Source organism: uncultured Psychrobacter sp., from assembly GCF_947500265.1.
In the GTDB taxonomy this organism is placed as follows: Bacteria; Pseudomonadota; Gammaproteobacteria; order Pseudomonadales; family Moraxellaceae; genus Psychrobacter.
Map to the genome: position 1 here is coordinate 66,638 of NZ_CANMRN010000002.1, position 23,515 is coordinate 90,152.

General features: G+C 42.8%; 18 protein-coding genes. 16 read left to right on the top strand and 2 right to left on the bottom strand.

All coding sequences use genetic code 11. The annotated features are described in order from the left end of the window. Positions 1 to 35 precede the first annotated feature (35 nt). The 6 genes from Q0788_RS02915 to Q0788_RS02940 all read left to right on the top strand — a co-directional run bounded on the left by Q0788_RS02915 (position 36) and on the right by Q0788_RS02940 (position 7,713). Positions 36 to 2,255, top strand: a complete 2,220-nt coding sequence (locus tag Q0788_RS02915) for a CHC2 zinc finger domain-containing protein (RefSeq protein WP_298807745.1) — start codon at positions 36 to 38, stop codon at positions 2,253 to 2,255. A gap of 516 nt (positions 2,256 to 2,771) precedes the next feature. Next, the gene (gene rpoD, locus Q0788_RS02920; protein ID WP_298807747.1) at positions 2,772 to 4,694 is read left to right on the top strand and encodes an RNA polymerase sigma factor RpoD; all 1,923 of its coding nucleotides are present in this window, start codon (positions 2,772 to 2,774) and stop codon (positions 4,692 to 4,694) included. 352 nt (positions 4,695 to 5,046) lie between these two features. After that, positions 5,047 to 5,490: a MarR family winged helix-turn-helix transcriptional regulator gene (locus Q0788_RS02925; protein WP_298807749.1), complete on the top strand. Its 444-nt coding sequence runs from the start codon at positions 5,047 to 5,049 to the stop codon at positions 5,488 to 5,490. Between the two features lie 16 nt (positions 5,491 to 5,506). After that, positions 5,507 to 6,301: a siderophore-interacting protein gene (locus Q0788_RS02930; protein ID WP_298807750.1), complete on the top strand. Its 795-nt coding sequence runs from the start codon at positions 5,507 to 5,509 to the stop codon at positions 6,299 to 6,301. A gap of 30 nt (positions 6,302 to 6,331) precedes the next feature. Next, a complete protein-coding gene (locus Q0788_RS02935) occupies positions 6,332 to 6,862 on the top strand; it encodes a DUF2798 domain-containing protein (protein ID WP_298807751.1) in 531 nt (176 codons plus the stop codon). 542 nt (positions 6,863 to 7,404) lie between these two features. Then, positions 7,405 to 7,713: a helix-turn-helix transcriptional regulator gene (locus Q0788_RS02940; protein WP_160022967.1), complete on the top strand. Its 309-nt coding sequence runs from the start codon at positions 7,405 to 7,407 to the stop codon at positions 7,711 to 7,713. 271 nt (positions 7,714 to 7,984) lie between these two features. Here Q0788_RS02940 and Q0788_RS02945 read toward each other — a convergent pair whose 3' ends face one another. Further along, on the bottom strand, positions 7,985 to 9,484 hold the full coding sequence (locus Q0788_RS02945; RefSeq protein ID WP_298807754.1) for a SulP family inorganic anion transporter: 1,500 nt from the start codon (positions 9,482 to 9,484) through the stop codon (positions 7,985 to 7,987). A 663-nt stretch (positions 9,485 to 10,147) separates the two neighbouring features. Here Q0788_RS02945 and Q0788_RS02950 point away from each other — a divergent pair. The 8 genes from Q0788_RS02950 (at position 10,148) to yfaE (ending at position 18,506) form a co-directional block, all read left to right on the top strand. Then, on the top strand, positions 10,148 to 11,107 hold the full coding sequence (locus Q0788_RS02950; protein ID WP_298807755.1) for a bestrophin family protein: 960 nt from the start codon (positions 10,148 to 10,150) through the stop codon (positions 11,105 to 11,107). Positions 11,108 to 11,598: 491 nt separating this feature from the next. Next, positions 11,599 to 11,910 (top strand): DUF493 domain-containing protein, encoded by a 312-nt coding sequence (locus Q0788_RS02955; RefSeq protein ID WP_310649256.1) that lies wholly within the window; start codon positions 11,599 to 11,601, stop codon positions 11,908 to 11,910. Positions 11,911 to 12,412: 502 nt separating this feature from the next. Beyond that, a complete protein-coding gene (gene nrdA, locus Q0788_RS02960; protein WP_102090443.1) occupies positions 12,413 to 14,689 on the top strand; it encodes a class 1a ribonucleoside-diphosphate reductase subunit alpha in 2,277 nt (758 codons plus the stop codon). Positions 14,690 to 15,022: 333 nt separating this feature from the next. After that, positions 15,023 to 15,580, top strand: a complete 558-nt coding sequence (locus tag Q0788_RS02965) for a hypothetical protein (RefSeq protein ID WP_298807758.1) — start codon at positions 15,023 to 15,025, stop codon at positions 15,578 to 15,580. Positions 15,581 to 15,743: 163 nt separating this feature from the next. Then, positions 15,744 to 16,094, top strand: a complete 351-nt coding sequence (locus Q0788_RS02970) for a hypothetical protein (RefSeq protein WP_298807760.1) — start codon at positions 15,744 to 15,746, stop codon at positions 16,092 to 16,094. A 367-nt stretch (positions 16,095 to 16,461) separates the two neighbouring features. Beyond that, entirely contained in the window at positions 16,462 to 16,833 is a 372-nt protein-coding gene (locus Q0788_RS02975; RefSeq protein ID WP_298807761.1) for a hypothetical protein, read from the top strand. 97 nt (positions 16,834 to 16,930) lie between these two features. Next, a complete protein-coding gene (gene nrdB / locus Q0788_RS02980; RefSeq protein WP_298807762.1) occupies positions 16,931 to 18,064 on the top strand; it encodes a class Ia ribonucleoside-diphosphate reductase subunit beta in 1,134 nt (377 codons plus the stop codon). 172 nt (positions 18,065 to 18,236) lie between these two features. After that, a complete protein-coding gene (gene yfaE / locus Q0788_RS02985; RefSeq protein WP_057759542.1) occupies positions 18,237 to 18,506 on the top strand; it encodes a class I ribonucleotide reductase maintenance protein YfaE in 270 nt (89 codons plus the stop codon). A 169-nt stretch (positions 18,507 to 18,675) separates the two neighbouring features. Here the strand turns inward: yfaE and Q0788_RS02990 are convergent, their stop codons facing one another. Continuing rightward, complete coding sequence (locus tag Q0788_RS02990; RefSeq protein ID WP_201566687.1) at positions 18,676 to 20,001, bottom strand: trypsin-like peptidase domain-containing protein; 1,326 nt, start codon at positions 19,999 to 20,001, stop codon at positions 18,676 to 18,678. Positions 20,002 to 20,381: 380 nt separating this feature from the next. Here Q0788_RS02990 and Q0788_RS02995 point away from each other — a divergent pair, with 380 nt between their 5' ends. Next, on the top strand, positions 20,382 to 21,206 hold the full coding sequence (locus Q0788_RS02995) for a Nif3-like dinuclear metal center hexameric protein (RefSeq protein WP_298807763.1): 825 nt from the start codon (positions 20,382 to 20,384) through the stop codon (positions 21,204 to 21,206). Between the two features lie 1,087 nt (positions 21,207 to 22,293). Further along, positions 22,294 to 23,502, top strand: coding sequence for a transglycosylase SLT domain-containing protein (locus tag Q0788_RS03000; protein ID WP_102077942.1), 1,209 nt, complete (start codon positions 22,294 to 22,296; stop codon positions 23,500 to 23,502). Positions 23,503 to 23,515 lie beyond the last annotated feature (13 nt).

A 23,515-nucleotide genomic window follows, 5' to 3' on the forward strand; every position in this document is an offset into this window, starting at 1 on the left:
CCAACATAATCGACCTATGGTAAACTGTTTTTTGTATGAGCATTCCTAACCATATTCTTGAACAACTAAATAGCCAAGCTGACCTGATCAGCATCATTGGCAAACACACCACGCTCAAACGCGCTGGTAGTGAATATAAAGGCTGTTGCCCTTTTCACGGTGAAAAATCGCCTTCCTTTTATGTCAATCCACAAAAAAACATCTATCACTGCTTTGGCTGTAGCGTCGGTGGCAATGCCATCAGTTTTTTGCGTGATTATGAAAATTTGACATTTATTGAAGCGGTCAATGAACTATCAAAGCAAACAGGCATTGAAGTACCAAAAGAAGAACAGCAAAACGTTAGTTATCAACGTCGCGCACCCAAACCTATTGCACCGCCGCCTGTGCACAATGTGCCTAGCCCAACTGTAGAACATAGCAAAGTAAGCCAAGACGTTATAAACAAAGACAACCATCAAAATAATCGTCAAGACATTTATCAAGACAGTCATCAAAACAATGTCGTCCAAAGTGACCAAAACTACATCGACCAGCCCATTTATGATGACAATCAGGGCTATGAGAATTTCCCGCCGTTAGAGGCGTATGATTCAGCGTCATATTCGATGGACTCCTATTCCTCAGAGCCGTATTTGCCAAACCATTCAGCTGACAGTGGCTATCCGCCAGCATGGCTGACAGATACCGATACTAGCGCTGGTATGCAGGGCGCTCATGACATTGGCCAAAACGATGATAAAGATGGCAATCTATATGAGCTACTAGAGCAAATCCAACAATTCTATCAGCACAACCTAACCACGCATCCCCATGCCAAGCACTACTTTTTATCGCGCGGTATCACTGAAGACATCTTTGAGACCTTCGGTCTGGGCTATGCACCATTTGGTTGGCAACATCTTGAGCATCAATTTCCGCAGGATATTGAGGGACTAAAAGCCTTAGGATTGGTACGTCAGTCAGAGTCTGGCCGCGACTACGATCTATTGCGCGACCGAGTCATCTTCCCAATTCGTGATAACCAAGGCCGTACTATTGGTTTTGGCGGTCGAGCGCTTGATGACGAAGTAAAGCCTAAATATATCAACTCCTCAGACTCGCCCGTCTTTCATAAGCAGCATGTACTATACGGCTATTATGAATCACGTCAGCAGCGCGCAGACAGCTGGCTGGTGGTCGAAGGCTATATGGATGTGATCGCTCTTTATCAAGCGGGTATCTATGGGGCAATCGCCTCGATGGGTACAGCGATTAATGAAAGCCAAATATCGCGTCTACTGACACTAAATCCAACGCTTACTTTAAGCTTTGATGGAGATAGTGCAGGACAAAAAGCCGCTTGGCGTACACTTGAAGTTGCCCTGCCTGTATTGGCCGATGATAAAGAACTGCGGTTTTTAACCCTGCCTAACAATCATGATCCTGATACTTTTATTAAGAGTCAGGGCAGCGATGCCATGCGTGAGCAAATCGCTAGTGCCATGCCGCTATCACAGTATATTTTTGCGTATTTGAGTGAACGTTATGACATGAGTCTGGCTGAAGGCAAAGCCAAGCTCATGTCCCAAGTACGCTCGTTGACGACCGCCTTACCCAAAGGCAGTAGCTTTCGCTATTTGCTTAACAATGACGTTTATCAAAAGCTTGGCGGTAAACGCAGTCAGAATGTCGAGGCCAAAGATGCGCTGCTAGATTTCGATGGTGATATGACCATCAGTCAGCAATTGCAGCTGTGCTTTTTGTTTCAGCCGCGCGCGTTACTCGACGACCCTATTGAGTCGATTTGGCAACAGTCAGGGATTAATGGCTTACACCTACCTGCGCATATAAAACAAAAAGCATCATCTGATACCCTGCGTCCTCTCGCGTGGGAAGACTTGCAAGATGCTGCCCTGCTAGACATCGTAAGCACTATCAAGCGCTGTCTTAATTACCTACCAAAAGATGTCAATGCAGCGGCGCATTTTATTTTATCGAACGTAAAGCCTGCGACCCAAGACATGCTGAGCCGTAACTGGGGCGGCTTCTATAAAGCGCTAACCGCACGTAATATTTTGGGGCTTGATGGCCTAATCGAAGAGCTAGTCAGTCAGCTGCTTGAGCGCAACATGAAGAAAAAAATACAAGAGCTGATACAGAACCCTGATCATATTAAGCTTGCGATCGTCCGTAAACAAACCCAATTATTAAATGATTGGCTACGCGCACAGCAGGCAGAGCAATCGGCACAGATGGTCACGGTGCAGTCTTAATTTTTAATTTCAAATGTTGACCCTTTAAAAGTCTAGCAGCTGCCCCCACTACTAATGATTATGCCCAGTAGCATGAGTCGCTTCTAAATCATTTAGCTTATGGCAAATAATCAGTAAAAAATGGTCGGTAGCTATCACTAGCTCGTGCTTGACGACTGTGGTCTGTGTTAAACTGTGTCGCTGTATATTGACAGCACTGCTTGGTGAATGATTGTGAGCATGCATCGTTAAGCACAAATTTTAGGTATTATTTTTACGTATCAGCTTTTAGATACTGTTTTTTAAGTACTGTATTTTTTAAGTACCATATTGAAGTCTTTTTAGCTTTTCTAATTTTTAGCTGTTTATCAGCATTGTTATTGTAGTGTTTTGAGCCTTTATTCATATCAACTCATTTTTGATATTATTGACAACCTCTACGCCATATTTTGATCGATCAATTGATAAGATCAACGCAAAGAGCGAGCGATAGCGAGTCACAATATAAAAATGTCCGATGCAAGTAAGCGAGTATTTATGAACGATAAGTCAGTTTCTAAGTCCACATCTCAACTGGCCACCTTAATCCAAATGGGCAAAGAGCAAGGGTATCTTACCTACGCTGAGGTGAATGACCAGCTGCCCGACTCTATTACCGAAAGCGATCAGATCGAAGACATTGTGCAAATGCTGACCGATGTCGGTATCAAAATCTTTGAATCAGCTCCTGATGCCGATGACATCTTGATGAACGATGATTCAAGTGATGACGATATGGCAGCAGATGAGGCAGCGGCAGTACTCGCCTCTGTTGAAACTGAGCCTGGTCGTACCACTGACCCTGTACGTATGTATATGCGTGAAATGGGTACGGTTGACCTACTGACTCGCGAAGGCGAAATTGCCATTGCTAAGCGTATCGAAGAAGGTATTCGTGATGTGCAGCATGCCATGTCTTACTGGCCTGGTACCGTACAGTTTGTCCTTGACGAGTATCAAAGAGTACAAGACGGCGAAAAGAAACTATCTGACGTTATCACTGGTTTCTTAGACCCTGAAACCGAAGAAGACAAAATCGCTGCCCAAGAAGCAAAGGAAGCGGCGAAAGAAGAGCGTGAACGCATCAAAGAAGAAAAAGAAAACCCACCGGTTATCAAAGCCAAGGTCAATGCGAAAGCAGCTGCGCTTGATGATGATGACGAAGACGAAGATGACGTTGAAGACGAAGCTGAGGAAGAAACCAGCGGTCTTGATCCAGAAGAAGTTCGTTTACGTCTAGAAGAGATCGAGCATCTATTTATCAAAGCCAAGCAAGCATTGCTAGATTATGGCCGTGGTAGCGTACAGGCTGATACAGCGTATGCCCTACTTGCTGAACGCTTTATGATGCTAAAGCTAAATAATCGCTTGTCAGACCAAGTCATGGCTATCATGCATGACGTCTATGACGACGTACGTAAGCAAGAACGTCAAATCATGCGTTTGGTGATTCGCCGTGGTCGTATGCCGCGTGAAGAGTTCCGTAAGACCTTCCCTAGCAATGAAACCAATGTTGATTGGTTGATTGAACGTATCAAAGGTAAGCCTGCATTTGCTGGTACGCTAGAAAAAGTTACTGATGACGTTATTTTACTACAACGTCGTATCCGTGATTACGAGCAACAGCTCGACATGAAAATCCACGATATGAAAGATGTGGCACGTCGTATGGCGGTTGGTGAAGCAAAAGCTCGCCGCGCGAAAAAAGAAATGGTTGAAGCTAACCTACGTCTGGTTATCTCTATCGCCAAAAAATATACCAACCGTGGCCTACAGTTCTTGGATCTTATCCAAGAAGGTAACATCGGTCTGATGAAAGCCGTTGATAAGTTTGAATATCGCCGTGGTTATAAGTTCTCGACCTATGCCACATGGTGGATTCGTCAGGCGATTACCCGCTCTATTGCTGACCAAGCGCGCACCATTCGTATTCCTGTGCATATGATTGAGACCATCAACAAAATCAACCGTGTCTCACGTCAATTGCTACAAGAAATGGGGCGCGAGCCAACACCTGAGGAATTAGGCGAACGCTTAGAGATGGACGAAGTTAAAGTCCGTAAAGTACTGAAAATTGCCAAAGAACCTATCTCTATGGAAACTCCGATCGGTGATGATGAAGATTCGCACCTAGGTGATTTTATCGAAGATGGTACGATCTCAAGCCCTGTCGATGATGCGACTGCTGCTGGTCTGCAAGAAGCGACTCGTGATGTACTCGGCAACCTGACTGAGCGTGAAGCGCGTGTCCTAAAAATGCGTTTCGGTATCGATATGCCAACCGATCATACTCTAGAAGAAGTCGGTAAACAGTTCGATGTAACGCGTGAGCGTATTCGTCAGATTGAGGCGAAAGCATTGCGTAAATTGCGTCATCCATCACGTTCTGAACACTTGCGCTCTTTCCTTGAAAATGACTAAATTTTCAGAAAAATATTGAGCCTAGCTAATAGGCTTTTGATAATCGTTAAAAATAAAAAAGCTGAGTATATCTCAGCTTTTTTTATGCCTGCTTTTTAATTCTAGAACTTATTAATCACAGCATTTGTTAATTACAAAGCTTATTAATTGCATAGCGTCCTAGTCATAAATCCCTTTAATCCAAGAGCTCCTCCTTCAAGATATACCCTTATTTTTCTTACTTCCTAATAACTTATTTCATTGAAAATTATCTAACTATAGATACAGACGCTCCTTCAAAAACCATTTTATAGTTGACACTATCAACCTTATTCTATATAGTTGCTTCTATCAACTATATCAAAGAGTTTTTATGTCTAACAATTCATTGAGCGAAACACTACATCAATTGATGCATACCTATACCAACCTGCTGCTAGAAGGCATTCGTCAGCAAGGTGTCGAGTTGTCCGTGACCAATATTAGAACCTTAAAAGGCGTTTGTTATAACCCGAATAGCACTGCGCTATCTATCTCTAAGCATATGCAGCGAGACAAAGCGCAAATCACCCGTGCCTTAAATGACCTATTGGCGGCTGAGCTAATATTAAAGACAGATAACCCGCTTGATGGTCGCAGCCAATTACTACAGCTGACCCCTAAAGGCGAAGAGGTTATGACAAAGCTTGATGCAGCAGAAGAATGGACAAGACAGCAATTAACGAAAGATTTAAGCCTCGTAGAGCTTGCGTTATTTTTCCGTGTCAGTCGCACCATGATAGACAACGTTGGCACTAGCAAGACTACCGATAAATAAGTAAGGACAGATCCGTATGAATAACACAATAAATCAGAAACCCGTACGCGAAATCATGACCGTTGCTCACAAGCAAATGATTACTCCGCACTACATCCGTATATACCTCACAGGCCAAGCAGATACTATTGCCAATATCGCGACCATGACAGTGGGCGCAAACAATAAAGTACTTATTCCTGTCGATAAAGCTCAGCCAATTGACCTAAATGACAATACTACATTCGTTGTTCGCACTTATACTCATCGCGGCGCCGATGTAGCAAAACAACAGATTTGGATTGATTTTGTCGCTCATGGTGACGAGGCACCCGCTTCAGGCTGGGCCACTCATGCTGAGGTTGGCGACGAGATTGGTATCTTAATGAAGCCTAAAACCAAAGCGCTTTGTCCTGATGCAGATAATTTTCTACTGATTGGCGATGCCACAGCGATACCAGTGCTCGGCTCAATATTAGAAAGCTTGCCTGCCAGTGCGACTGGTCAATGCATCATCGAAGTGCACGGTACAGAAGATGAGCAAGAATTGCCGACAGCGGCCAATATCACCATGACATGGTTACACAACCCAGATCCAACGCAAGGTAGCCAATTAATCGACATAGTGAAATCTCTCGATTTGCCAACTGCAGAACAGAGCCGTTTTGCTTATATCGCTAGCGAATTCTCATCTATCAAAGCCCTTCGTCATTATCTAAAGGTCGAGCAACAGTGGTCTAAAGATGAGCTATATGCCTTTTCTTACTGGAAAGCAGGTGTTGCAGAAGACCAATCTGTAAGCGATCGACAGGCAGAAAAAAACACTGACTAATTAAACGCTCTTTATGAGAGGAAAATAACGATGGCTCCAAATACTATGCCAGTAAATACCGAGACCCTGCTCATTGATGGTTCTAAAAGTGGTAGCGCTAAGAATGATGGCACTAAAAAAACACCGTTGCTCTACAAAGTGTTATTAATACTTGCCTTAATGACTGTCATAGGTGGTCTCTTAACAGGTGTGATGACCTATATGAATGTCGGATATTCCGATACATTTTTTATAGACTGGTCTAGAGCGCTACTTGCAGCGTATGCGATTATGCCGATTGGCTTCTTACTGATGGGTCTAGTCACAAAATTTATTAATCACAAGCTACCTAATACCAAAGCGTACAAACGCAATCTCATCACAGGTGTAGTGATGGCTTGCATAATGGAGTCTATGCTGGCCTTTAGTACTGCCTCAAAGACGATCGGTTTTGCTAATCAGACAGCATTTTTGAATGGCTGGTTAGAAGGATTTCTAGTTGCATTACCAGTAGGATTGACATTAATGGTCATTGTTTCTATGACTATTAAACCAAAAATTGAGGCATTTCTAAAAAGCTAAGATATCACAACTATGCTTATTAGGTTTTTCGGTACTCTACCGCGATGCTAACCAAATTAATAAAAAAGCTTAATAAAATTTAAGAACATAAAGCATCAAGGGCGTGTTGAATGTTCAACACGCCCTTGTCATGTCAGAAGCTTTCTAATACTATTTTACTGCTGGTTTGGCAAAGAACTAACGTGTATTTAATAAGTCAGTCGTAACAACGTTAGTGTTAAATACGGTTTGAAACAGACTTTTCTTGCCCATAATATATTGTTACTATTCGACAATATTCCGATGACTAGACAGTACAACTGTCATAATTAATCTAGTTTTGGCTGTATACTCTACTGTTATAGAAACGTATAGTCAGAATATAAACGCTAGTTATAAGCAGTATCCTACTAGTAGCCGTTTATTTGTATATGGTTGGCACATTGGCGGTAGATAGATTCTACACCGCTTTGGTGTCTAGACCCATAATGAGTAAACTAAAAATCTAATGTTCCACTCTGACAGTTGTTGATTATTAATTAGGTATCGATATCACACATTTTATGAATACAGAAAACATAATATCTGCACTTAACAACCCCATGCGTCGCCAAATCATAAAGTGGTTGAAAGACAGATCAAATTTCCCAGCGTCATTACCAGAGCATGCTAATCTGGATGGTGTATGCGTCAGTTACATCCAAGAAAAAGCTGGATTGTCGCAATCAACCATTTCAAACTATATGGGTGTGTTAAAAAAAGCAGGATTGGTTACGTCCGAACGCCATGGGCAATGGACGTTGTATCAGCGTCATGAAGCTAACATCGAAGCATTTCTCAATGAAGTTGAAAAAGAGCTGTTGAAGCTTTAAAAATCTCTCATAATCTTTAGAGCTATTTTTCTTTGTTAAAAAACATCTAGATATTTCAATATAACGATTAACTATCTTCATACCGCATCATCCAAACCAGTACTTCCTCCCTTCTAGCTATTCCTTCTCTTCTGCCATCCTATTAGCTTGTAAAAACTTTATCCATAAAAGAATATAGTCTTCTAATCAGGTTTTAATCTGCATAAAAAAAGCCGAGATATACTCAGCTTTTTTGTATTTATCAATATGACACTATTGATACATAGCTAATTTAATGCGCGCCTAAGCTTTGCTCAGCATCTGGCTTATCATGCACACCGAAATTGTCTATCATCGCCTGGCTCGCCTCGTTCAAACCGATGAGCTCTACCTCAGTGCCTTCACGGCGAAATTTAATAATCACTTTATCTATGGCGGCGACTGCTGTCACGTCCCAAAAATGCGCGCGCGACACGTCAATGACCACGTTAGAGACAGATTCTTTAATATCAAAGGAGTCAATCATACGCTCTGCTGATGAAAAAAACACTTGTCCGTCCACTCGATAATAACGCGTTTGCGCTGCTTCATTCATGTGACTATGCACACTCATATAGCGCTCAATCTTATTGGCAAAGAACAATGCTGACAGCAGCACGCCAATCAATACGCCATAGGCCAAGTTATGCGTTGCGACCACCACAGCAACGGTCGTAATCATGACCACATTACTTTGCAGCGGCTTGGTTTTTAGCTCTTTAAAGGAACCCCAGTTAAAAGTACCGATAGACACCATAATCATTACAGCGACCAATGCGGCCATTGGAATAATCTTTAACCAATCACTTAAAAACACCACCATCAGTAATAAAAATATGCCTGCAACTAAGGTAGAAAGACGTGTATAACCACCTGATTTGACATTGATGATCGACTGGCCAATCATCGCACAGCCTGCCATCCCGCCAAAAAAGCTACTAACCACATTGGTAATACCTTGGCCTTTGCACTCTTGCATACGGTCGCCTTTGGTATCAGTCAAATCATCTACGATAGTCATGGTCATCATAGACTCAAGTAAGCCAACTATCGCCAGACTAATAGAATACGGGAAAATAATAATCAACGTATCTAAGTTCAACGGGATATCAGGTATCAAAAACATCGGCAGAGTGTCAGGCAGCTGCCCCATATCATTTATGGTTCGCGCCTCTGTACCTAATAAGATAGCTATAGCCGTAACTAGTACAATACTAACCAATGGCGATGGAATCACTTTACCGATCTTTGGAATATATGGATAACCATAGATAACGACGAGACCTAGCACTACAAGACCGTATACGTGTACTAGGTTTGAACCTGCCTGCGGCAACAGCTCAGGAACCTGCGACATAAAAATTAAAATAGCCAAGGCATTGATAAAGCCGAGCACTACGGATTGCGATACATATTTCATCAGATTACCTAGCTTTAAGAAGCCAAAAATAATCTGTATAACACCTGTCAGCACACTGGCTGCTAACAAATACTGCAAGCCATAATCCTTGACCAGCGTCACCATTAGTAGCGCCATCGCACCTGTCGCCGCCGAAATCATCGCTGGACGACCACCGACAAACGCAATCACTACCGCGATACAAAACGAGGCATAAAGCCCTACTTGGGGATCGACACCGGCAATGATAGAAAATGCAATCGCTTCAGGGATAAGCGCTAAAGCGACAACCATGCCAGCCAAGACATCGCCGCGCGCATTGGATAGCCAATGCTCTTTAATTGTATTTAACATATTTAACTCAGTTTTGGGGAACTGCTTTAGTCTGTCAATAAACGAAATATCTAATAGTTACTTAGGAAAGCATCTAATTGGAAAGCATCTAAAAAGCAGTTAAAAATCAGCTCACATGAAAAGTCTGACACATCTCTATCTAGGTACATTGCCCAGTGCTTATCAAATGATAAATATAAAAATATGAATGATCATAGTTAGCGAGTTATCGTCATAACTTACTTTTAGTGGGGTAATCTTTACGATCCACTAGATATATCGAATAGTGGTACAAACGTTAAAGCAGTGCGTGCGCACAAGAAAAAGCGTTAGACGCTTTATGAGAGTAATTGCTATAGGAAGCAATCATTATTGAGGAGAGGGTCAGCTAGGGTGGCGTATTCATCTTTGTGGTGGCAGCTTTTATAGAGTTGCAGCTTTTATAGAGTTAAGGAGTAATATTTCGCGTCATTTTAACATACATAAAGTGGATTAATAAAAACATCGCCCTTTTGGCGAGGATTTAACTTTTTGGCTATCCCAATTACCGAGCTTAAGTAATTACCCTACGCTTCTGTTTGAATAAATTTATAGCCTTTTGGGCTTTACAGAACTCGATTCTATATTAGAATCACACGAGACATTTAATAGTGTCTCCATATACCCCATCGCTAGGAAACTGACATGATTGTCCGGCAAACGCCCAATGCCCTTAAGATATTTTTCACCCTGCGTGGATCAATCATTCCAAAAATCTATCCGCAAATTTTGCTGATTACTATTCTTAGTACGCTTATCACGATTATCCAGCACTGGCTTCCTGACTCGTTTCCCTATTATGGTATGGCAACGTTTACCCTGCTCGGGATTGCGTTATCGTTGTTTCTTGGGTTTCGGAACAATGCCAGTTATCAGCGTTGGTGGGAAGCGCGCGGACTGTGGGGTCAGCTAGTATATGACTCTCGTAGCTTAACGCGCCAAGTACTGTCTTTTATAGATGAGGACGATGCGACTGCCATAGATGATAGCGAGGATAACAATGCAACTGCACGCGATACTCAGCGAACGATGGTATATCTGACCATTGCGTTTGCCCATGCGGTGCGCCACAGATTGCGTGGTACGCCACCTTGGGCGGATATCGAGCCTCTTGTCGCAGCGATACATCATGACCGTATGCGCCAAGCAAAAAACGTACCTGATTATATAATGCGCCTAATGGGTAAGCAGCTTGGCGATATTCGGCGTCAAGGACTGGTATCGGAGCAAGTCATACAAAATATGGACGAGCGCCTGACCTCTATGACAATTGTACTGGCAGCGTGCGAGCGCATACATAACACACCACTGCCCTTTGCTTACATGCTGCTGGTACATCGCACGACCTATTTGTATTGCATTATGTTGCCTTTTGGCTTGGTGGCATCACTCGGTTGGGCGACCCCATTAATTTGTGCGGTGATTGCTTATACCTTTTTTGGTTTGGACGCGCTTAGTGAAGAGTTAGAAGAGCCTTTTGGCTTGGCGGCTAACCAGTTACCTCTAACTGCCTTGTCACGCACTATAGAGATTAATTTACGAGAAGCATTGGGAGAGACGGATATTCCGCCTGATATCACTCCTATTAATGGTTATTTACAGTAGCTTTTATAATAGTTTCAATAAAAGCCATTTGGCTTACTACTTCAAGATGGAACGGACTAAATACAGACTTCACTTGAATAATCACCCATAGACCACTATAAACAGTGCATATATTCTTTGCCTAATATAGCCATTCCACTATAAAAGTATGACAGCGTTAACCTCGCTTGAAGTATCACATGTACATCTACACTCGGTTGCCTTGTACTACTTTTAAATTGAATCGACTATAGCTTGACTGATTTAAATGCCACTAATGTCTACACTGAGCCTGTCTCAGATTTTGGCGTTATGATTTTGGCATGATTTGAGCAGATGTTTAACTAACTAAATGTCTATAGCAGCGATTACTTAATTATTTACCTATTCTTTTATTTACCTATATAAGCGAGGCTCATATCATGAGTGATGATTCAAAAGATAACAATGATAACAATGATAACAATGCAAATAACCCAACCAGCAATCAGCCATCAGTTAAAGTCACTGACCTGACGCCAAATAAAGGCGCATTGGTAGGCAAAAAGACTGATATCCAAAACCCAGAGCTTTGGGAGTTCCCGATGAACTACCCACTGAGCATCATCGGTCATGAAGGCGAGCGTGAGAGTTTGCTTAATGAAGTAAAGCTAATTTTGGGTAGTCAGTTCCCTGATTTTGATTTGGCGTCTATCGAAGTCAAACCATCTAAAACAGGTCGTTTTCACTCGGCACGGGTCAATTTGTACCTAACGGCTGCTGAGCAAGTGAATGCGCTTTATGCCTCACTTGATAATGCAAAAACGGTTCGTATTGTTTTATAAGTCGCATAAAAAACTTTAACGCCTTTTTAGTCCAAATCGTCACTCGCTAGTAATAAGTTATGGGTGGCGATTTTTTGTGGTTTGATGTACAATCTGCGCCCGCATTATTGCCGCCATGACTCCTATTATCAGTCGACAATAACCGAGAGAATGAAAAGTAAATCTCACGATATTTTTACAAAAATTTTATTACTGACCGCATTTGCGTCTAACCCTTATCCCATCGTCCTTTGCCAAAATTTGGACTGCCTACAACCTTGTAGCAACATAGTTTTATTCTAAAATCAATATAGTATTTTCAAAATTTTCCCGCTATATTGTGCCTACCAATTAACAAACACGCTATATGTAGTACTCAGTGATTTTAACCGTCACTATGAGTAGTGGTAGCTTTTTGCCCAAAAAAACCAGCTAGCACAACCCCGCATAATAGCGTTATAAAGAATGTCTGCCGCCCACTCGGCGCGCAGCATCACAATAAGCAATCAAAATAGAGGCCAGCATGACACATATTGACAAAATCCAAGTAACCAAACGTGATGGACGTTTAGAGCCTATTGATTTAGACAAAATTCACAAGGTAATAGCGTGGGCAGCTCACGGCTTGGACAACGTGTCTGTGTCTCAAGTTGAGCTAAAGTCGCACATCCAGTTTTATGAAGGTATCAAAACTCGTGACATTCACGAAACCATCATCAAATCTGCCGCCGACCTAATCTCTGAAACCACGCCTGACTATCAATATCTGGCTGCGCGTTTGGCTATCTTCCATCTACGTAAGATTGCTTATAACAAATTCACCCCGCCGCACCTATATGATCATGTCAAAACTTTGACTGACGCTGGCAAATACGATCAACATATTTTAGCTGACTATAGCCGTGCTGAATTTGATGAGTTAGAAGAGTACCTTGATCACTGGCGCGATATGAATCTTGCTTATGCCGCTGTTGAGCAAATGGCAGGCAAATATCTCGTGCAAGACCGCGTGAGCAAGACCGTTTATGAGAGCCCGCAGTTCTTGTACATGCTGGTCGGTATGTGTCTGTTTAGCCAATACGACAAGTCAGACCGTCTTGATTTCGTCAAACGCTTCTATGATGCGACTTCAGAATTCAAAATCTCACTACCGACGCCGATCATGTCAGGCGTACGTACCCCATCGCGTCAGTTTAGCTCGTGCGTACTGATCGAATGTGGTGATAGCCTAGACTCTATCAACGCCACCACTAGCGCCATCGTACGCTATGTGTCACAGCGTGCTGGTATCGGTATCAACGCAGGTCGTATCCGCGCCCTTGGTAGCCCTATCCGTGGCGGTGAAGCACAGCATACTGGCTGTATCCCGTTCTACAAATTGTTCCAGACAGCTGTTAAATGCTGCTCACAAGGCGGCGTCCGTGGCGGTGCTGCGACGTTGTTCTACCCACTATGGCATTTAGAAGTTGAATCATTACTGGTACTGAAAAACAACCGCGGTGTCGAAGACAACCGTGTCCGTCATATGGATTACGGCGTACAGTTAAACAAAACGATGTACACTCGCCTAATCAAAGGCCAAGACATCTCACTATTCTCACCAGGTGACACGCCGGGCTTGTATGATGCGTTCTTTGAAGATCAAGACAAGTTCGAAGAGTTATACACCAAGTACGAAAATGATCCTAACGTACGTAGCCGTCAAATCCCAGCAGCAGATTTGTTCAGCCTAATGATGCAAGAGCGCGCCAGTACGGGTCGTATCTATATCCAAAACGTCGATCATTGCAACACCCATAGCCCATTTGACGCGACGGTTGCCCCGATTCGCCAGTCAAACCTATGTATGGAAATTGCACTACCAACCAAGCCACTGGATAACATCAATGACGAAGAAGGCGAAATCGCCCTTTGTACGCTATCAGCGGTCAACTTGGGTAAAGTCGAAAACGTCAGCGACATCGAAGAGCCAGCCGAGCTAATCGTTCGTGCGCTTGATGCCCTGCTCGACTATCAAGACTATCCAGTAAAAGCCGCTCAAAACGGCAGCATGCGTCGTCGCACGCTTGGTGTGGGCGTAATCAACTATGCTTACTACTTAGCTAAGAATGGCGCACGCTACTCAGACGACTCAGCATTGGGTCTGACCCATCAGACATTTGAAGCCTTGCAGTTCTATCTCTTGAAAGCGTCAAACAAATTGGCAAAAGAGCAAGGCGCGTGCCCTGCGTTCAATGAGACTACGTACTCGCAAGGCATCTTGCCGATTGATACGTACAAAGCCGACTTGGACAAAATCTGCCAAGAGCCGCTACATCTCGATTGGGAAACGCTACGTGGCGAGATCACTGAGCATGGTCTACGCAACTCTACCCTAACCGCCTTGATGCCGTCTGAGACCTCAAGTCAGATCGCCAACGCGACCAACGGTATCGAGCCACCACGTGGTCTGGTCTCTATCAAAGCGTCAAAAGATGGCATCTTAAAGCAAGTCGTCCCTGAGATTGATAAGCTAAAAGATCAGTACGAGCTACTATGGCAAATGCCAAACAATGACGGTTACCTAAAGCTGGTCGCTATCATGCAAAAATTCGTCGATCAAAGTATCTCTGCCAATACCAACTACGATCCAGTTCGTTATGCTGGTGGCCGTGTACCAATGAAGATATTGCTAAAAGACTTGCTAAACGCTTATAAAATGGGTGTGAAGACGTTGTACTACCATAACACTCGTGATGGTGCGAACGATGCCCAAGCGGATATGGAAGATGATTGTGCTGGCGGTGCATGTAAGATTTAAGTTTGAAAAAGAAGCTCTTTAAATAGAATTTCTGACGGGTGGCGGGTTTGGCTTTTGGGTTAAGCTCGTCATCTACCACTAATATACAGTTGAAAGGTTTCAAAATTTGTTTGGTACTACAGGTATCAGGCAATAAAAATGGCAAAGATGATTTCTCATCTTTGCCATTGGAGATACTAAATATTGGCGTATTTAATATCAGAGAGTTGAGACTATATACTTTCAAAAATGGTAAGAAAATAGAATAACGTTCCGTTCTCAGGCAGCTACCCTAATCTAAAACTTATTCCTCTTTTAAAGAAACCTGTTGATATACCTAACATAAGAGTTGTTATGAGCGAGAATTCTATTAAGTTAATTGCAATTGGAACAACTGCAAGTGTCATAGCAGGAATAATTCTTTTAACTATCCCGCAACTTAGACTTTGGATTGGGTATATAGCAACTTGGATTTGGACAGCATTAACAGCAACATATTTAGTATCAGGCTGGCTTTTATTAGTAGTTTGCTTCATTACGCTTATTGGCATGATTTTAATTTTCTCGTATATCCGCTTTAAACCTAGAGAACCGCTATTTAAGTTATACACTGAAGATTTTATCCGTAGCGCCCTATGGAGATGGAGCTGGGCTGATAGCAAAATTTCTAATCTATGGTGTTACTGCCCACACTGCGATGCTACGCTGATTTATGATGATAGTTCGTGCTCTGTGTATAATCGTATGGAAGCAAATAAGACAGATTTTATGTGTGAAAACTGTAGCAATACGATTATTACATCTATAGAAGGCGGAGACAAAGGCTACGCTTGTGACCTAATCAAGCGGGAAATAAGTCGAAGGATAAGAACAAAAGAATATGAAAGGCTAATAAATAAAGAACTATCATAGACTAAGCGTTTCTACTTTGAGAATTGGAGCAAGTGCTATTAGCTAGGTTTTTTACCTTGCTTTGAGAAACCTTGTGAGCCAATACCATAGCCTATGATATGACTAAATTTGTAGCTCATGATTGACTATATTTTATATATCACCTAACTATTTGAGGTTTAAAATGGTCGCTAAAACATTAACTTTGAAAAATAGAGGTTTTACCTTTTCAACTCAAGGAGAAGCTCAAAGATATTATTCAAAGATCATAAAAGAACTTTATGAAGGTAAAGACCTCCTTTGCGATGGTGAAGATTTCGAAGATTTGAAAGAAATATATTTTTTATACTGTGAATATACCAATTATAAGATCCCTAGCGAAATAAAGGCTTTTAAAGGTGTGCGAAATATTGAAAGCTACAATACAATTTGTGCTGCCGTTATATTAGATGAAGAAAATGAAGAGTTATTCTCTACTGATAAAGCCATTAAAGAGATTGCAGATAGACAGAAAATTGAAAATAAACAAGCATAGATCTGGCCAATTTATATAGCACGTAGGTTGGGTTGACGAAGGAAACCCAACGGTTTGAGTCTTTGTTGGGTCTCGTGCCTCGACACCAACCTACTCTAAAGCATAGAAAGTTGTAGGGTGAGCCCAAACAGAAGAGTCGTTAAGAAGAAAGAAAGATGCCTTAACACGGTCGTTTAGCCCCGACTATAGTGGTATCCTGCTGACGACGATGGCGATGCAGTCGGTGGCTGAACGTAGTATCGAGACAATAGGAATGCGGTCAGACACGATAGACTGCACGCCAGCGGCAAGGCAGATACAAGCGGTAGGCGGGATTGGCTACTGTTATAATTAAAACATACAGACAGAATAAAACGACGGAGGTCATGTGCAATATACCGCAATCATCAAAGACGGTGGTTTGTTTATCCCAAACGTATTTTCAGACCTAAACGATGGTGGCTCGCATATCGTACAAGTCGAGGTTGATATTGCAGAGGTGCGTCAGCAGTTAGGTGTGGATGAAGCACCAAAGACAACTGTCGCCAAAAAAAGCGTGTCAAAAGCAGCCAAAAAACCAGTATCGCGCGCGGCTAAAAAAGACTTAAAAATAGCAGCAGAAGAGTCTGATGTGAGTACCCTACGCAAAAGCGCACTTGATGAATTAGAAGCACTCGATGATAGTGAACTTAGCGAGATATTCAAAGCCTATATGAACGATGGACAAGAGTCGTCGCAGATATCACTAGAGAACCTCTAAGCTAAAACGCTATAATCCAAAAACGTGTCATAACATCAGATCAAAACCAGTCACACCCCTATAAATTAATAACCGTATCAATTATAAAGGCAGTCCCATGACTTACTCGATTTTTTCTCAAACGCCAAACAATGCGCTAAAAGAGCCGATGTTCTTTGGTCAGCCTGTCAACGTGGCACGCTATGACCAACAAAAGCACCCTATCTTTGAGCAATTGATTGAAAAGCAGCTATCGTTCTTTTGGCGTCCAGAAGAAGTCGATGTATCACGCGATCGTATCGACTTTAGCAATCTGTCCTCGCATGAGCAGCACATATTTTTGAGCAACCTCAAATACCAGACCCTACTCGACTCTATCCAAGGTCGTAGTCCAAACGTGGTGCTACTGCCGCTGGTGTCTATCCCTGAGCTTGAGACGTGGATTGAGACATGGTCGTTCTCTGAGACCATTCATTCGCGCAGCTATACGCATATCATTCGTAATATCGTCAATGACCCAAATATTATCTTTGATGACATTATGCAAAACGAGCACATCTTAGGCCGTGCCTCTGATATCGCCCAGTACTATGATGAGCTGTACCGCAACTCACAGCTATATAGCCTGTATGGGCCAGGTACGCATAACATCAATGGCGGGCAAGTGACCGTTGATTTGAGATCACTGAAAAAGCAGATGTACCTATGCATCATGGCAGTCAACGTACTAGAAGCCATTCGTTTCTATGTGTCGTTTGCTTGCTCGTTTGCCTTTGCTGAGCGTAAATTGATGGAAGGTAATGCCAAAATCATTAAGCTAATCGCTCGTGATGAAGCACTGCATTTGACAGGTACGCAGCACATGCTGAACCTTATGCGTAACGGTCGTGACGATCCTGAAATGGTCGAGATTGCCGCAGAGTGCTATGAAGAAAGTATCGAGATTTTCCGCAAAGCTGCTGAACAAGAAAAAGAATGGGCAGGCTACCTGTTCAAAGATGGCTCGATGATTGGTTTAAACAAAGACATCCTTTGCCAATATATCGAGTACATCACCAATTTACGTATGGAAACTGTCGGCTTGCCAGCGGCGTTCCCGAACTCAAAATCAAACCCAATCCCGTGGATCAACACGTGGTTGTCATCTGACAATGTGCAAGTAGCACCGCAAGAGACTGAGATTAGCTCGTACTTGGTTGGTCAGATTGACTCTGACTTATCAGACAGTGATTTTGATGACTTTGAATTGTAAAAGCTTTGAGCTGTAAAAGTCTGAACTATAAGAGCTTTGAGCTAGAAAGACTTTGAACGATAAAGACTTGAGCGGTAGAAATTTGAAGCTATAAAATTTCTACCGCTGTAATCGTCTTATGGGTTAATAGTAGGGATAGCAGTAGCACAGACATATCCCAATAGGATTCACAATGACTTGGGTAATGACCAGTAAAAAGCAGTTCTATCTACATGATGACGAGAGTCTGCTAGATGGACTGCTACGCACCGGACACGACGTAAACTATCAATGCCGCGAAGGCTATTGTGGTAGTTGCCGAGTTAAGCGTATTGCTAGCTCACATACGGTTGATTATCCATTTGACCCATTGGCGATGATTGAAGAAGATGAAATCCTGCCCTGCTGTTGCCGTGTGCAAGGTGTTATTTATATCAATCATGACCCTATTGAAAAGTTATAGCAGGGTTACGTATAAATGAACCTAACCTTCTAGTTTCAGAAAAACTAGCTCCCACAAAAAGCGCGCTCCTTTAGATAAGGAGCGCGCTTTTTTGTGTTATCAGCCAAATAAAAATGCTGACTCATAATGTATATATGAGTCAGCACATAGTGGTAACAGTAACTACGACTTACTGCGACGCGGCATCTTGTTCAAACAGTTTCATTAGCTCTTCGCGCATACGATCACGCTCTGCCTTTGACATCATCGGCGTTTCTTCATCGCCTTGAATGTTTGGTTGCTCCATTCCGCCCATGCTCTCATTTTGTAGTACGACAGGACGCTCAAGTGGTTCTTGTGCTGGGCGCTCTTCTAGCGTGATTTTTACTTGGGCGTTTTTACCTTGACGCAATATTTGCGCATCCAGTTCAGTATTTGGTGGCTTACGGGCAACATACTGAATCAAGGTATTGGCATCTGTCATCTCGACATCGTCGATGGTTAGGACGATATCACCGACGCGTAGACCACTTTTTGCCGCTGGACTGTTATCAATGACGTTTAGCACTTCTACGCCTGTTGATGTCTCTAGCTGCGTCGGGTCACGTAGCTGTGACTGAATCTCGATACCTAACCAACCACGACTGACACGGCCATCTTTAATCAAGGCATTCATCACCTGCTCAACCAGTGCCGTCGGAATCGCAAAGCCAATACCCATCGAGCCACCAGAGCGCGAGAATATAACGGTGTTGATACCAACTAGCTCGCCATGAGCATCGACCAGTGCGCCACCTGAGTTACCTGGATTAATCGCCGCATCAGTCTGGATAAAGTCTTCAAACTTATTGACGCCCAGTCCAGTACGACCAGTCGCTGAGATAATCCCCTGCGTCACTGTCTGACCCACACCGAATGGATTACCAATCGCCAAGGCCAAATCCCCTACACGAATTGGATCTTCGCGGAAACCAAGTGGTGTCAGCCCTGTCATATCGACCTTAATCACTGCTAAGTCGCTATCAGGATCTGTACCGATGATTCTAGCACGACTCTTACGACCATCATTGAACGCGACTGTGATCTCATCTGCTTTTTCGATTACGTGGGCATTGGTCACGATATAGCCGTCTTCTGATACGATCACACCAGAGCCTAAATTGGTATTGCCCTGCTCTTGTGATGGGCCACCATGATATTCAAAAAATCGGCGCAGTACGGGATCATCCATATAAGGATGCTCGGTCATCGTTTGTGTCGTATAGATATTGACCACAGACTGCGATGCACGCGCAACTGCATTATGATAAGAAGAAATAGGCGCTGGCGTGTCCGACACTGGCTCTGCTGCTTGCTGCTCCGCAGGCGGGGTTCTCGGCGGCTCCCATGTGGCCTCCGACGTCGACTTCATACTCGTGAACAACCAGATAAACGCTGCCAACACTAGCAGCAATAAGACCCAAGGTAACCATTTTAATAAAGACGCCTTGTTATTGGTGTTCCGGGATGACGACATATAAAACCTCTATAAATTTATTGCAAACAGACAGTGAAAAACGATGTGAGATAATAGCGACCGCTTAGCTATTCTTGACCCATCAATTGAATGGTCAAATGCTATACAGCTAGGCAGACTCACGTGTATAAATTATAACCGCAATACCAGTAAATAGTAACGTATCGTGTACCATTTCAGTTATCCAGCTTGTCTGCTTGCTTACAACGGCATGTTAAAATAGCTTTTACGATACTCGACACTTAAGCATCTTGAGAGTTGAATATAAAGTCAAAAGAGCAAAACCAAACACTCTCAAACATGACAGATAATACACAATTTTTGCTTAGTTAATCTACAGCACCTTACGACCTACATTTTATTGATGACAGGAAAACATAATGACTGCAAATCATACGATAGCTGAATCAAATACTCAAAGCATTAGCGTTCAGGCATTGACACAGTTCTGTGACGACTACTTATCTACCAGTGCGTTTAAAGACTATGCGCCAAATGGTCTGCAGGTCGATGGTGGACGCCCGATTCAACGTATCGTTACTGGTGTCACTGCTTGTGAAGCCTTGATAGATGCTGCGATCGCTGACAATGCCGATGCGATTATGGTGCATCATGGATACTTCTGGAAAGGCGAACCTGCTACGCTTACTGGCATGAAAGGTCGACGCGTGCGCAAGCTGATGCAACACGGTATCTCTATGATTGGCTATCATCTACCGCTTGATGCACACCCAATCTCTGGCAACAACGCAAAACTTGCTGACATGCTCGGCCTGACGATTACTGGTGCACTCTATCCTACCGAGTCCCACCCTGTGGGCAATATCGCCACTTGCACACCGCAAACTGCTGACGATCTCATTGCAACCATTACTCAAGCCTTAGGTCGCGCGCCATTACATATTTCAGCTGAATATCATGCAGACGCTTCTGCTCAGACAAATGGTAGGCTGATCAAACGTGTGGGTATATGTACGGGCGGTGCGCAAGATATGATTGAGCAAGCGGCTAGCATAGGCTGTGATGCGTTTATCTCTGGTGAGATATCTGAGCGTACCACGCATAGCGCGCGTGAGCTTGGAATTGACTATTTTGCTTGTGGTCATCATGCAACGGAGCGTGGCGGTATTCAGGCGTTAGGAGAGATAGTTGCTCAAAAATTTGGCCTGCCAGTTACTTTTATCGATATCGGAAACCCAGCATAAACTAGTCACTTAGAAATTTCGTTTAAACAGTTGTCATTTATAGAGAAAAATTTGCAGAGAAAAAGAAAATGATAGTTCAAAAGCCAAACTAGACTTGCTAACAGCTATAGTCACACCGTATGCATAAAGTCTAGTTTGACTACTATTTAAACTTTGTTATTCTATTTTTGATTATTATGTACCAAATATCTGTAAAATTAACCGTTTATATCTCAATTGTTAAGTTTTATCGCTTTTTTCTTAAATCCACTTGAATAATGCAATTAGTAACCGCATATTACTACCCGTAAGAAAGAACGTTTTGTCATGAAACTTCCCATTATTACAGCTTCCGGTTATGGCACTAAAATAATGCTGGTAGTTATTTAAGATTTTATGATGCTATATCATCAATAAGATTTTAAACCGCTACCCATTGAGATACTATGTTTGCACTATATATGTTAGCGGCATGGTATTTTTTTATTTTGGTGTCGCGATGACGGTATGACATAGTCAGTTTGATAGACAGCTATAAACTATCAATTCTGGTTATTTTGCTTACCCTCATCGCTGAACAAACAGCTTTAGTAGCCAGCTATCCTATTACTAGTAACTTAATATTAGTGATTCAAAGTATAGCCAGCCATCAAAGTTAGCATAGTTAAAACAGATGAATGTATTTGCCTCATTGGCAAAACCTTACCTCAATGTTTCAAGCTATGTCTTTGTCTCAATAACTTAATCATGACCTTACCTATGTTTGATATATAGTTGTTTGGCCACTAGCCATATTTAGTTATCGATGAAGGAATCATCTGATTTATATCCTTCGCGTTGTTGTGCGTTCAGTATTTTAAACCAGTACTTATAAACACTGCTTTAGAACGCTCTTATGACATATCGATAGCTGGCTGACGACAAACTATCCCACTAACTCTTAGAGAGAGTACGCTAGTGGCGCTATAGTCAAACAAGATAGAGCGGCATTTATCCTATTAAAAATGACACTCTATTTAAGATACGATATCGATATATGTCAATATTATGCACATATATTTATACGTGTTTTTGCGGTAAGAAGGATGGCTAAAATCAGGAGACATCCATGCAGCGTATTACTTATCGTGTAAAAGTATCTGCGCAAGGGGCCAAACGCCGTATTTCTTATTTACTGCGTCCATCTAAACGCCTACTAAACACCAAAAGTAACATCGTTTCATCCGTTACCCCTATTGCGTCTAATCGTTTTGCCAGAACCAAGAAGCTGGCACAAATCTCTAGCATCGCTCTACTCTCGTTGCCCGCTGAGAGTTTGACGACCATGAACACATCGGTACCAGCCTATGACAACGTCATGCTGGAAAACACCTTGACCATTGCTGCGGTACCAGGCGATAGCACTTACTTTGCTACCGATGGCTTCCAACATGGTTTTGGGTTTGATCTGGTGCGCACTTATGCCGACGAGCTCGGTGTCGATATCAATCTAAAAGCCTATGCCAGTGAAGAAGCGGCACTAAAAGCACTAAGAACCGGCAACGCTGACATGGCGTTGACTACGGCTAGCACTAAGCTAAAAAGCCAGCTAAATCTATCGTCTATCAATGTCAGCTGTGGTTATGATTCTAGCCTGACTAAGAACGGTCTACATCCTAAGGTAAGTTGGACGTTTAGCTCATCCAATGATCCACTATCAAGAAAGGCCAGTTACTTTTTGTGCGATAGTATCAAGCTACAAAACACACAAAAACTTGCCGCGTTCTACAATCAAAACTTGCTTAAAGATGCCTATAGTCAGGATCATTTCCAGAGAACGTTGACGGAAAAGTTACCAGACTATCAATCTTCGTTTGAAGAGCAAGCACGTAATTATAATCATGATTGGGAACTATTGGTCGCGATGGGTTACCAAGAGTCACATCTTGATGCCAACGCTGTCTCGCCGACTGGCGTACGCGGGTTAATGATGCTGACCAACAACACTGCAAAAGCGATGGGCGTCTCAGACCGCGTTGATCCTTACCAAAGTATTGGCGGCGGTGCACGCTATCTAGAGCAAGTGAAAGCAGACTTCTCTGACGTGCCAAAAACTGACCGTATTTGGTTTGCCCTTGCAGGTTATAACATGGGTCCCAATGCGGTAAAAAGAATCCAACGCGAACTGCGAGCTCAAGGTATCGATGATAAGAGTTGGGCGAACGTCTATGCTTATTTAGCAGATAATAGAGCGTCGAATAGCCGCTATGGTCAAGCCATGCATTATGTCAGTAATATCAGAAGCTATCTTGAAACTATCAAAACTCAGACGGTCTAATTCGTAGCTATTA